Raw genomic sequence first — 12,788 nt, forward strand, 5'->3', positions numbered from 1 at the left:
TTTCTAACAAAGGGATTTTGACATGAGTTTTATCAATATAACGCCAATAAAAAAGATAATAAATTCTTTGAGTTTATCGGCAATAGTATTTATTGCGATTTTAATGCTGAAAATGTTATATACACAATATTTTGCGCTATTTGATCAGGCTGATTTGAATGAATGGGAGTTTGTTTTACTAATTGTTACTCCACCGATTTTTATTGGGCTGATTAGTTATTTTGGCAAACAACAAAATACAGAGTTAACTCGTTACGACAACAAGATCACTTTCCTATTCCCTGTTTTGATATTTTTAATTTCATATGGGTCTTCTGAATATTCCTTTGATATTATTGATAGCTTTAATAAGATCATTATTTTTTTAATAATTACAATACTTATTGTTTTTGCTGCCGCTTTACCCAAACATTTTAAAGATAAAGAGATGAGCCCTGTAACAGAAAATACTTTTCTTGTATTGGGTGTATATGCAACTTATTTTACTTTTTTAATATGTAATATTGAAAAAGCTAATATTGATATTCTTCTCTTAATAATCATGTTTTCATTAGCAGTATTATTGGCTATTTTAAGTTTCTTCAAAATATATAAAAAATATGATAAATTACTTCCGTCTCATAATTATGTGATCCGGTTAAATACGTTTATCATATCTGTTGTGGTATTTCTAGTGTATGTATTAATCCCAGAAATGATCCTAAAAATCATTTCAATCAAAATGGATTAAATGATTGACAAACATTGCATAGATATGTAAATAGCCAGTAATAATCTATGAATTTTTCAATATAATTTATCTTATGTTAACCAATATTAATTTTACTCAATAACTAAATGAATTAACCTAGTATGTCTTGATCAATTCTCTTGAGAAGCCAATGCTATGATGATCTTCTCTTTCAAATCATTCAATTCATCATGGCAAATTTCAAAGACAACTTCCGAATTAATATCAATATAGTGATGTGATATTACTTCTCGAAATTTGATAATGTCACTCCAATAATTTTTCGAAGCAATGTTTTCAAGTACTTCTTTGTCTGTTTTATAAATATTTTTGAGTGCTTCACCGATACTTTGGAGGCGCATTGAAATTGAATCGAGCTTTTCCAACCCCTCATCATCTTTCATAAAATCATCACTTTGTTCAATAGCTAAAAAACGTTTTTGTACGAGTTCAATACTTTGAAGAATGAATTCGAGCAACTCATTGGTATTTTTCTTATCCATAAATTACTTCGCGCTCAATGTTTTGTTTTAGAGATGGTCTCATATTCTTATGAGGATACAAGAGATCTATTTTTGTTCCGAAAGCTTCTTCGAAATAGTTCCAAGCTCCGGCTATATTTCTGAATTTTTTATCTTCAAATTCAGCGTAAATATCGATATCACTTTCGGGTGTTGCCGCACCTTTGGCATAACTGCCAAAAAGCCCCACTTTAACGAGAGAGTATTTTTCTCTTAACTCATCTTTGTGATTAGCAAAAAAATCAAGAATCACCTCTTTGGTAACCATTACACCCTACTTTTAAATTACTTACTTTGTATTGTACCACATTAAAAGAATTGCCCAGTAAAATGGGGCTCTCCTTTCATTCGCTTTAGTTAACCTAAGATAAATTTGAATTCTAAAAATATTGCAATTTGTCATATGTTGTGCTGATTAACATTTTTTAGAGAATAATAGTTGACTTAAATCTAATGATTGCTATTATCTTGTTTGCATCGTTTTTTTAAATATTCAACCATGAAAGGACTTTGATTGTTGTCGAATACTCATGAAAAAACAGAAAACTTTTTACAAAATTTCGTAAAGTCATTGGAAATATCTGATACGGCTCAACAAAAAGCAGAAGAACGTTATGTGAGCATTGGTGGCTGGTTAGGTAGAGAAGGATCATTATTGGCTCAATTCAAGCCAGAGCTTTATTCACAAGGCTCAATAAGATTGGGAACGACGATAAGACCATTGAATGAAAATGAAGAATATGACTTAGATGCAGTTTGTTTATTAAACAGTCTTGGTGTTAATAGTGCAACGCAAAAGCAAATAAAAGAGCTTGTTGGACATGAATTAAAATTATATGTTAAAGCAAATAATTTTCAAAATCCATTAGATGAAGGTAGAAGATGTTGGACACTTCAATATTCTGATACAGCACAGTTTCATATGGATATTCTCCCATCTCTCCCGGATGAAGAAGGTCTTAGAAAAAGATTAATTGAAGAAAGCAGAATGGCTTTTGATGCTATTTCCAAATTACATACTGCTACTGCAATTGCAATTACAGATAATATGTCGATAGAGTATGGGATTATTAGCTCTAATTGGAATAAAAGTAATCCAAAAGGGTATCATGAATGGTTCAAAGATAGATGTAAGATTATTCAATTCTCAAATGAATCGAGACTTTTTAAAGCAAGTGATGCAAATATTGAAGAAATCCCTGATCATACAATGAGATTACCTCTTCAGAAAGCGATTATGATTTTAAAACGTCATAGAGACATAATGTTTAAAGATAATAGAGAACACAAGCCAATATCTATCATTATTACGACATTAGCGGCAAAAGCTTACAAAGGAACCTCAGGCTTGAAAGATACTCTTGACACTCTTGTATATGAAATGATAAATCATATCACTTGTAATACGAATGGTTATTGTGTTGTCTTGAATCCAGTAAATCCTAATGAAAACTTTGCAGATAAATGGGCAGATAACCCTGTAAAAAGGGACAACTTTATTAAATGGCTTAATCAATTAAAAGCTGATTACACTTATCTTATATCTAATCAATATGGAGATAATAAATTCCTTTTAGAAAATAAATTTGGTAAGAAGGCAATTCAAGCAACTTATCGTGACAGTTTTGGCATGATAGAACAATTGAAAATTAAGGCTAAAGAACTTTTAGCTTTACCCCATATACAAAAACCACAGTGGACTTTTAATCCTCAAAATGAAGTCAAAATTGTTTGTCAAAAAAGTAGAAATGGGATGTTGCATCAAGAATTGAAAAGCGGAGAAGCGATAGGAAGAGGTTGGAATTTAAGATTTGAAGCCAAAATACATGATGTTGCTTCAAGCAGAAAATTTTATTGGCAAGTAGCTAATAGTGGACAAGAAGCAGAATCGGCTAAGTGCCTGAGAGGTGGGTTTTATGATGGTGAAGTGTCTAGAGGTGGCAAAGTGAGAGAAGAAAGTACAAGTTATATAGGTTCTCATTTTGTGAGATGTTATATTGTACAGCATAATCAGTGTATAGCAGTTAGCGAACCATTTATTGTTGAAATAATTTAAGAGAGCATATGAAAACTATAATGAATTTTATTCTGAAAATTTTTGAGTTATTAAAAAGTGATCCAGAAATAGCAATGTCAAAATATTTAATTGGAGCTGGACTTGTTTCCAATGGTATTGGGGGTATAGTCTATTATTACCAAGATAATTCCACACAACATATGTTGTCATATTCAAGTGGATTTGACATTACTGGATATATTTTAATATTCATTGGACTAATGATATTAATCCGCAGATATCTTATAATGAAAAATAATGCTGTCACTTTAGCTTATGGTATTGGCATGGAAAATATGGATATTCATATTCCCATTCAAGCAGTTCCTAAATATGAAAGATTTGATTGCATACCAATAGACTTAGCTACAATAAATTCATATGAACGTGATAAGGTTATTGAAAATTACAATTTTAATAAAATATTGATTGAGCAAAGAATTCAAAATAAACATTCAAAAAAGGTTTATATCGGTGCATTAGGTAGTTTCCCCTATTTGTTTCTTTTAGGTACTTTATTTAGAAATGCTTACTCGAATATTGTAATTTTAGATTATGATAGACATGCTCAAGGCGGAGGCAAATGGTATAAATTACCATCAATGAACGAAAGTAATCTGAAAATATGTCATGAGCTAATGTATAGCGAAATGAGTATTGAAGATAAAATCAATGAACTAAATAATAGCTCATCCGATGAAGTTGGAATAGCATTAAGTTACACATTTACAGTAAACAAAGAAGCAATTCCTTCTCAATTACAAAGCAATACACTTTACTTAAAAAATTCACTTGGTATTGGGCATGACAAGCTTACTAATGAGGAAGCGCAAAAAGCTCTACTAAATGAACTTTCAGTATATATTGCTACGTTATGGTATCAGCATAAAAAAGTACATTTGTTTGTATCAGCTCAATCATCAATGTACATCAATATGGGTAAAAGCTACATGAATAATGCACATGGTGTACTAGTATTGCACAATTATGATAATGCTTCTAAAACGTACAATTGGTGTATCGAGTTCGACAAAGGAAATATTACACATTGAATACTTTTATATTATTTGAAATTACCTTATTAATTAAACATTTTTTACTGATAAGTTTCCAGCTATGATTTATATTTGAAACAAATTCATTTCAAATATGCTATGATTAGTCAAAATAAAACAAGCAGAGTATTTCAACATGAAAAAAATCAAGACGGGCGATGAAATCACACACATCATAGACGAATTACCCGTATCAAAAGAATTTACTCTATCTAGTTTACATTTATCGTCAAGTATTAATGAAAATACCTTCAGAACTGTCGTATCACGTTTGGTTAAACAAGGAAAACTTACGAGAATCCGACCGGGACGCTATAAAAAAAGTGCCCAATTTGAACAATATTTATTTGTATACGGAAGTATGAAAAAAGGGTTTCAAAATCATAGCCGATTGATCAATGCAGAATATCTAGGAGAATTCACTACAGTTGGAAAATATGTGATGTACGCGGATACTTCTAACCTTTTCCCTTACGTTATTGAAAATGAGAAACGCTCTTCAATTCATGGGGAACTCTATAAAATTACCAATGCTGATGAATTCAAATCTATTGATGAACTTGAAGGCTCACCAACTTACTATTACAGAAAACAAGTCAGCGTTGAGTCAAAAGAGAAAAAACAAAAATACTCAGCATGGATCTATTTTCGAAGCCCTACAAATCCTACTCGTTTACGTCGTACCAACCCCATGTCTATATGGGAAAAAGAGCTTGCGCCTACGGTTAAGAAACAACGTTTGAGTGCTATGTTTTCAGTAAAACGTCATTCTAAAAATTCTCAAAAAGATTTAGAAGAGATTTTTAATTATGGTGATGATGGCATGATCCATCTTTCTCAAATGAAAAAAGGTTCATCCATACCGTTCAAATCATTTCAAAACATTACATTTATTTGAGGCAATATGAATAAAGTGTGTATCATCGATGACAATAAAACTTCGAATTTCGAATTTTCGAAAAGCCAAAAACTTGAAGTACAAAGAAAGATGCTACTCTTTGAAAATAATTTGGATAACTCTATTATTGATTCAGGCATCATTGGAGGAGCAGAATTTGAATTTTATATTCACGCTTTTGATCCTGAGCATTTCGATGAAGAATTAAAAGCTCTGCTTGATGATTTAAGTCATATTACAGATCAAGATATTCTTTGTAACCCTTTTAAAGATTTTGCACGCAGTAGAGAATACGATAAACTCATTATTAAACCTGATTCATCCCTACGCAATTATACCTATGGGCTTGAGATTACAACACCGATTGTGCCTATAGTTCATTTACCCTATTATCTAGATAGTATCCTTTCCTTAATTCAAAAAAAAGGATATATTACAGATACTTCGACAGGTCTGCATTTGCACCTTTCCTGCCCTGAAAAAGAAGGCGAATATTTCGATTTTTTAGGTTTGATGCTTTTACTCAATCAAAAAGGGCTTTACGAAACTTGGTATTCTCGTCCGGATTACTCCAGAAATGTTATGAATGTTTTAAACTGCCTTAATTTCGAATCTGCTGCAAGTAAAAAAGATGAAGTGGGTAGAGGATGGTGCATCATTCGTCCCGATTGTGAGGATAAAAAAACCCATATTGAGATTCGGACGATGGGTGGAGAAAACTATCAACGCAAATATTCTGAACAGATTTTTCCTGAACTTCATACAATCCTAAAATCGTATATAGCTGTTCTAAATCATGATGCGGATGAAGAGTGCGACCGCCTAAAGGCTATACAGGAACAAAAAGTTAAAACTCATTCTGACGAAGATCAAGCTAAAATGTACGATACCTTAGCAATTATTGGGGTCACTCAAAGTCAAGCATAATGTGTTGTAAAGAAGTTTTAGGCTCATTTTCATCTATTTTGTTCTAAACACTGCGGATATATTAGTCACCATGCATATGGTATCTGTTTACACTCTTTAGTTCTGTTTGTCTAAATGGGCTTGAATTCTGTAAACGTTCACTCATATCTTTGTCATATTGCCATGTAAAAGACATATAACACCATTCTACAAAATACCACCCTGCTCCATCTGGATAAAATGATATACCGATACATTTTTCTGCATGTAAATCATATTTACATCCATACGTCAAATTTTGGAGCCCTATCTGACGCACTTTTTCAGCTTGTTCATTGATCGGTATAAAGACAAACCCACATCCAGTTTTCAGACATTGCATCCTATATGGCAAAATATATTCTTCTCCACCACAATTTTTCATTGACAGTTCAAAACGTTTTTTAAATTCTCGTAACTCACTACGTTTCAATTGAGCAATTTCGCTCACAATCTTGTAATAATCAGTATAATGATTTGAGGTTGTTATTTTTTCAGAAAAACTTGAAATAATCCTGGACATATCCCATTCTTCAAGTTTATGATCAAGGGATAAAAAATCATAATAAAAGTTGTTGCTCATTGGCGCATCAAAATCCCCATTGATAAATTGTCCTATTAAAGCTTGTTCTGCAATTTCCAAGTTTATACTGTCACATTTTTCTAGTTTTTCTTGTCGAAATTGTAAATATTCACTAACTTCTGTAAGAGTAAGCAATGTTCTAACAACACCCTGATAATCTTCATATGCGAAAATATGTATAAACCCTGTCTTTTCACTAACTTTGAATTTTATTTTTCTCTCTTTTTCTGATAATTTTTCATGAGGTAAATAACATATGACATTATGAATATGTTCAATCGTTGATAAGTCGATATTAAATAGATGTCCACGATGATTCTCGATTTCAATTGAAGTATTCTCATGTAGATAATTGATCGAATCTCTTATCTGCTGACCAGCTTTTGTCAATACCTTTTTACTAAACCACTTCGATTCATTTTCTACGTCCGTTTGATTATCTATATTCCTTTCTTTAAGTTGAAATATAATCAAAACATTTCCGATCCAAATGATGTTATCCGCCAGCTCAACCTCTATATTTGGAGTAGGTTTGAATTTATTATTGGAATAGGTAAACTCATCAAAGAAAAAATATTTGTTAAGATCAGCAACCCGTCTCTCTAAGTTCATACATTCTTCCATTTCATAACCTTTTTAAGATATTTGCTGATTATAAATATTCAAATAACTTCTTTTTCCAATACATCCATCGCCTTATACATTCCAAATCGCCCAAGATTATTAAACAGCTCTTGAGAAATCCCGCCGGCATAAAGCCGTAGCTTATCGATCACTTTCTCTTCGTTCTTCATCCCCGCTATATCACTGATCCCGGCGGTTGCGTTATAGGCTTTCAATCCGAATTGTTTGTAATACTCCAACTCGATCAGTTTTTGGACCCGCTCGTGATGATTTTTCTCAAGTACATCAGCAAACTCTACGCATTTAGAAACCACCATTACAGCTTCACCCTCTTTGGGTCTTATTTTCTTATGATAGTAGGGTAACGACCCCATGGAGCGTACTTTTTCGATGTATTCTGGAAAAGCAAACGTGTATTGATGGAGTATCTTGCCAAATGCCTCTTTGACCAGGCTCTTTCTCACATTTAACCGTTTTGCTAATTCCATAAAATCGCCCAGTCGGATATTGTTTTGTTTACCGCATACCGGCAAATGACTCTCATATCCATATGCATTATCATAAAACCCGGTAGCAGCTATATCGTAAAGCGGTGACGCGAAGTATTTGCCGCGATCATTAATGATGGAGAGGTTTTTCGTATGCATGTCTTCGTGCATAATGACATAGGAGTAGAAAAAATATTCCAACATCCGAATCTTTTCTTGCTCCTGCACTAAAACCGTCTCGATGGCTGTAAACATTTTCTCTGCGGTCGTTTGATACTTTGTATCGCTATCCAATCCCATAATCGAAGATACTTCATCCATGGCATACCGAAACCCTTTGTAGCGGTTGAAGTATTTGATGATGTAGTGAAACTCTCCCTCTGGCTTATCTCTACAGATTGCCGTATACGGTACATCAAATCCGAGCTTTTCGCGGGCAAATGACATATACAGATGCTCATTTACCGCCAAATGAGGAAAATAGTGGGTATTGGATGGGTCAGCTTTGTATTTATTGTAGGGTTTCATAAAATACGAAGCGATCTCGCCGTCTTGGTTTTGAGATATGATCTTTTTCTTGTGATCGATGCTCACTTTGAGTTTATGCTGATATCCTGATAACGACATCACTTTGATCTTTTCGATTTGCTGCTCGTTTAAATCACTTTTGGGAAAAAGCATCTCTTCTTCCAAGTCAATTCTATATGGGAGTATGTTGGGGAAGGGGGTATACTCTTTTAATATCTCCTCTTTGGCTAACAAATAAGAGAAATACCCTACCCTCCTCCCTAGAAACGTCATCGTAGTACGGCTAAAGATGATATCGGCGGTATCGGTGTTGAGATACTCAAAAAGATAAAATTCTGTGGGTGTTTTACTCTTTCGCTCTAAAATCTCTTTATCTACCCCTTCAGGTAAAAGGGCTTCGATCGCAGGAAACAGTGATGCAGATCGGTAGATCTTCGTATCTAAAGGGAGAGTAGTCGAAAGGGGCTCGCTAAAATCGTTTTGAATATACGTATTGGCATAAGCAAAAAGATAATACCCCTTGGTAAAACCCAAATAACCGATCAACATTTTATTCATATAGAGAAAATAAAATTCCTGCATCGCAGTGGAGGGTTCGGAGATTTTATATTTGGTTGCGGTTCCTTCATTGAGTTTTTTGACACGGGCGTTTTCAACAAGCGGTTTGATGTATTTATTGACCGCAGTGGTTTTTAATCCAACAGTCACCTCTATCTCTTGACGACTACGCGGTTTGGATTGTTTGGATAAATAGTCTAATATCAATCGGGTTGAACTGTGCATCTCACCTGCTCGCATCTATTTTAATATTAAGGATAATATAAGTATATATATAAATATTTGCTTAAACTGAATAGTGGCGCGATATTTTACAACGAAGAGCGCTATCGTATTTTTTGAAAAAAATTCTCTTCAAAATAATATGTTAAAACTGATCCTATGGCTGCTCCATAATGTCATCATTAAATACAAAAGGAGTCTTCAAATGAGTATTCAATACAAGTCATTCCGATTAACCGTTTCGCTACTTGAAATTATACTTATCGCTACATTCTTGAGAGAACCTGTATCTTCAAATTCTATTTTTTTCATCGAAAAAAAATCAGCCGCTGTAGATGGCAATTCACCTTAACTTTTTTCTAATATTCTGCTATAGCTTTGGCGATATATGCTTCATGAATTTTTGTAGTATGTCATCCGCAGTGAACCCTAATTTTTCATATCGTATAGGTATCAATTCCGCCATGTTTCTTGCTCCGTCATGATACTTTAATGTTGTCTTATAAGTGTTATATTTACTGAAATCGATTAAAGCTACTATCTCCTCTTCGGATAATTTTTTAAGCGCTCTTTGATACAACACAGAATCAATGTGATTTTTTTGAGCAATCTTCTTCATCAGCTCATTAAATATAAAAACATATCGATACTGTTTTTTATCAAAAACCACAAACTGATAATGTCTATCTATATCCGATAATAAATGCACCAGTTCAACTTTTAATAGCTCTTTTGTTTCAAGAATTTTTTGCGTACACTCTTGTACTAATCTCACCGGTCCTTCGGGATCATTTTCTAAACTATATTGTAGCTCTTTTCTTCTAGCCTTGTTCTCTGCATGTTGTAAAAGATACCGATAAATATTGGAGTCATTCCGATCTATTTTATGGTGATGATCTGTTATAGCAGTAGCAATCTTTTCTAGAATATCATTTGGTATTAAACCGTTAGCATTTTTTCTCAAAATCTCAACACTGACAACTTCATGCGTCCGTTTTTCTTTTGGATTTTTTTGTTTTTCAAACTTACCAATATCATGTGCCAACGCGGCAATAATTATTGGTCCTATTTGACCTGAGTACATATAAGGCTCATGATTTTGAGTCGTTTCACGTAAAGCTATCTTAACAACATTAAATGTATGCTCTATCAGATCAATACTCGTATAAAATTCAATTGATCCATCCATCATCATTTGGTTGCATTCATAATCACTATTTAGCCGACTTTGTGTCGGTAATATTCTTCCTGGTGTACAAGAAGTACTACCATAATTTTTATCGACAAATTCATCGATGTATAACATCAAGTGCCGCATAACTTCAAAGTATTTTGTGTTCCATTTCTCCTGAAGTTTAATGTGAGAATATTTCGACGCAATGTAGTTATCCCAATAGTTATACATGCATGCATGTTGAAAGCGTGGTGCCTCACTTTTGCCGAGTTCATAATCTGAAATTTTTTTAACCGGTTCGAGATAATTTATTTGTTCCTCTCGTAAGTTTTCTCCATCTTCAGAATTTAAATTTTGTACAGGCTTAAGCGCTGATTGTGACAATAATTTTTTAGTGGGAAATAGATATTCAATCACAAAATATGCACCAACCATTACGCCTATAATTAATACTATTTTTATGTAAAAATCAAACTCAAAAATCATTTTTTTAGCCATTTGTAGAATGAGTTATATGAAACGTTTTGGATGACATGTTCAGCGATAAACTTATCATATATCGCTTTAGCACTTGCACCGTTTTCAATTAGTCTCAAAATATCTTTTTTTTGATTTTTTAAATAAATTTCGCATTGCGTTGCTGATGAACGATACGCATCAGGGTTGTTTTCCATTTCTAGTAAAAGTTCAGCAATTTTTTCTTGCATTTTTTTTCCTAACCATTATATATTTATATTATTGCATATATTGCATATATTGTATATATTGCATATATTGCTAATATATCACTTTAAATATATTCTAGAATATTTTAAAGAATACAAATCCAATTATTTGGAATGATTTTGATAGGAACTTACCTGTCGTAACTAGTTAAATATTTGGGATATTGGCAAGAAAATCCGATTCTATACTCATATGAGTAATACAGCTAAAAAATACCTATTCAATTTATATATATTTAAGATTAAAGCCGTAAGAATACTTTTTGTGAAACCACATGGAGTATCTACTTTGCAAAAATCAAAAGACGAACAAATCAAAAGCTACATTGAGACATGGCTTAAAAATCAATATTCAGAGTTTTTTCTTACCCTTATCGCGGATAATGAGCCCAATGAAGTCAATCCAACCATGGTCGTTGATTTAATTATCAAGTTACGATTTCAAACGACACCGGCCTATATAAAATCTTTAGGTCGAATGTCTGCTGAAGGAGTTGCTACCCGAGAACAGCAGGGATTGTATTTTGCAATCCAAGCATACAAAAAATATGCAATCGAATATAACCGATCACTCCAAAAGTTTTTCGACAATATTTACAACGAACATCAAAAAATCGGTACTCCGTTAGGCGGTATTTTTTTTCATATTTATTGCTTTTTAAAATTTGGTATCAAAGCCAAATCCGCTGAGCATGACTTTGCTTCCATCCTCAATTTTTTGTACACGTCTAACGAATCGATTATGGACCCTTTAATCGAAAAATCTCTCCAAAAACGAGTCTCTATTCGTTCTTCAAAAAATAATAAAAGCAGAGCAAAAACAAAATGGATGGAACGTGTAGAATTGCATAACTATTCATTGAAAAAACGAAAAATAGTTTTATTTAAAAACTAGCTTTATGTTTTTATAAAAGTGTGTTTTCACACTTCATAATTCCTTTATTCAACCCTAACGTTGTATCTATGGATTATAATTTTTCCGCTTCATGCTTCGATTTTTGCTTGGCATCGTTAGCACTTTTTTGTTTGGCAATTTTTAATAGATTTTTATCAACGTAATTCAATTCCATTTCAAAGCTCATATGCGGAGCATTGAGCTGTATTTCGGTATTACCGTTAGTTAATTTGGCAGAGGTATCTCCAACAAACGGAATATTAGAAGTGACCAGTTTATATTTACTTTTCATCTGACCAAAAAGGTATTGAAATTTCCCCTTTGGAAAAGTGGTAAAGACTCCCATCAACTTTCCATTTTTATCGTAAATCACTCGTGCCGATTGCATCCCCTCTATCCCTAATTCACTCGGATCAAGATCATATACATCGCCTTGACTAATATTATTGATTCCAACAAACTTGGAATTATATTTTTCTTTCATCATACCGATTGTTGATGTGCCGATTTCTAAACCAAACGGTGAAGGGTCGGCATGGATAAAAGTAGTTGTGAGCAGCATAGATGCTAGGATAGTTTTTAGTTTCATGAAGTCTCCTTTTTTATCTTCGTGGTTGGTTGTAATAAGTATGATCTTTTCGAATTGATTCGACAATACGTTGTTTGTAAATTTCACTCCCATGTTTCCAGTCATTTCACTTTTATGTTTCCACCCGTTTCACAAACATGTTTCCACCTATTTCACTCGAAGTTTCCATTTGGAAGCAGTGCGTGAAACGAATAGGA

Annotated in this window: 13 protein-coding genes; 6 read left to right on the forward strand and 7 right to left on the reverse strand. The window is 33.0% G+C overall.

All coding sequences use genetic code 11. The features are described 5' to 3' along the window. Positions 1 to 22: 22 nt before the first annotated feature. Complete coding sequence (locus PHI47_RS10745; RefSeq protein WP_299937033.1) at positions 23 to 730, forward strand: hypothetical protein; 708 nt, start codon at positions 23 to 25, stop codon at positions 728 to 730. Positions 731 to 861: 131 nt separating this feature from the next. On the opposite strand, the gene PHI47_RS10750 is transcribed toward PHI47_RS10745, so the two are convergent. Further along, positions 862 to 1,233, reverse strand: a complete 372-nt coding sequence (locus PHI47_RS10750) for a HepT-like ribonuclease domain-containing protein (RefSeq protein ID WP_299937035.1) — start codon at positions 1,231 to 1,233, stop codon at positions 862 to 864. Then, complete coding sequence (locus tag PHI47_RS10755; RefSeq protein WP_299937037.1) at positions 1,226 to 1,519, reverse strand: nucleotidyltransferase family protein; 294 nt, start codon at positions 1,517 to 1,519, stop codon at positions 1,226 to 1,228. Before PHI47_RS10755 ends, PHI47_RS10750 begins: the two co-directional genes overlap by 8 nt. A gap of 246 nt (positions 1,520 to 1,765) precedes the next feature. Between PHI47_RS10755 and PHI47_RS10760 the strand changes: the two genes are divergently transcribed. The 4 genes from PHI47_RS10760 (at position 1,766) to PHI47_RS10775 (ending at position 6,187) form a co-directional block, all read left to right on the forward strand. After that, positions 1,766 to 3,307 carry a nucleotidyltransferase gene (locus PHI47_RS10760; protein ID WP_299937040.1) on the forward strand — a complete coding sequence of 514 codons (1,542 nt, stop codon included), beginning with the start codon at positions 1,766 to 1,768 and terminating at the stop codon, positions 3,305 to 3,307. A gap of 8 nt (positions 3,308 to 3,315) precedes the next feature. Beyond that, positions 3,316 to 4,359: an SAVED domain-containing protein gene (locus PHI47_RS10765; RefSeq protein WP_299937043.1), complete on the forward strand. Its 1,044-nt coding sequence runs from the start codon at positions 3,316 to 3,318 to the stop codon at positions 4,357 to 4,359. A gap of 139 nt (positions 4,360 to 4,498) precedes the next feature. After that, positions 4,499 to 5,260, forward strand: coding sequence for a gamma-glutamylcyclotransferase (locus PHI47_RS10770; protein WP_299937046.1), 762 nt, complete (start codon positions 4,499 to 4,501; stop codon positions 5,258 to 5,260). A 15-nt stretch (positions 5,261 to 5,275) separates the two neighbouring features. Further along, a complete protein-coding gene (locus tag PHI47_RS10775; protein ID WP_299937049.1) occupies positions 5,276 to 6,187 on the forward strand; it encodes a hypothetical protein in 912 nt (303 codons plus the stop codon). Positions 6,188 to 6,248: 61 nt separating this feature from the next. On the opposite strand, the gene PHI47_RS10780 is transcribed toward PHI47_RS10775, so the two are convergent. The 4 genes from PHI47_RS10780 to PHI47_RS10795 all read right to left on the reverse strand — a co-directional run bounded on the left by PHI47_RS10780 (position 6,249) and on the right by PHI47_RS10795 (position 11,089). Continuing rightward, positions 6,249 to 7,412, reverse strand: coding sequence for a hypothetical protein (locus PHI47_RS10780; protein WP_299937051.1), 1,164 nt, complete (start codon positions 7,410 to 7,412; stop codon positions 6,249 to 6,251). Between the two features lie 38 nt (positions 7,413 to 7,450). Continuing rightward, the gene (locus tag PHI47_RS10785; RefSeq protein WP_299937054.1) at positions 7,451 to 9,211 is read right to left on the reverse strand and encodes a type II toxin-antitoxin system HipA family toxin; all 1,761 of its coding nucleotides are present in this window, start codon (positions 9,209 to 9,211) and stop codon (positions 7,451 to 7,453) included. Between the two features lie 367 nt (positions 9,212 to 9,578). Beyond that, positions 9,579 to 10,880: an HD domain-containing protein gene (locus tag PHI47_RS10790; protein ID WP_299937057.1), complete on the reverse strand. Its 1,302-nt coding sequence runs from the start codon at positions 10,878 to 10,880 to the stop codon at positions 9,579 to 9,581. Next, positions 10,865 to 11,089 (reverse strand): hypothetical protein, encoded by a 225-nt coding sequence (locus tag PHI47_RS10795; RefSeq protein WP_299937060.1) that lies wholly within the window; start codon positions 11,087 to 11,089, stop codon positions 10,865 to 10,867. Before PHI47_RS10795 ends, PHI47_RS10790 begins: the two co-directional genes overlap by 16 nt. 307 nt (positions 11,090 to 11,396) lie before the next feature. On the opposite strand from PHI47_RS10795, the gene PHI47_RS10800 reads away from it, so the two are divergent. Further along, complete coding sequence (locus PHI47_RS10800) at positions 11,397 to 12,002, forward strand: hypothetical protein (protein ID WP_299937062.1); 606 nt, start codon at positions 11,397 to 11,399, stop codon at positions 12,000 to 12,002. 73 nt (positions 12,003 to 12,075) lie between these two features. On the opposite strand, the gene PHI47_RS10805 is transcribed toward PHI47_RS10800, so the two are convergent. Next, positions 12,076 to 12,591 (reverse strand): hypothetical protein, encoded by a 516-nt coding sequence (locus PHI47_RS10805; RefSeq protein WP_299937065.1) that lies wholly within the window; start codon positions 12,589 to 12,591, stop codon positions 12,076 to 12,078. Positions 12,592 to 12,788 lie beyond the last annotated feature (197 nt).

The sequence above is a fragment of the Sulfuricurvum sp. genome, from assembly GCF_028713855.1.
GTDB lineage: Bacteria > Campylobacterota > Campylobacteria > Campylobacterales > Sulfurimonadaceae > Sulfuricurvum.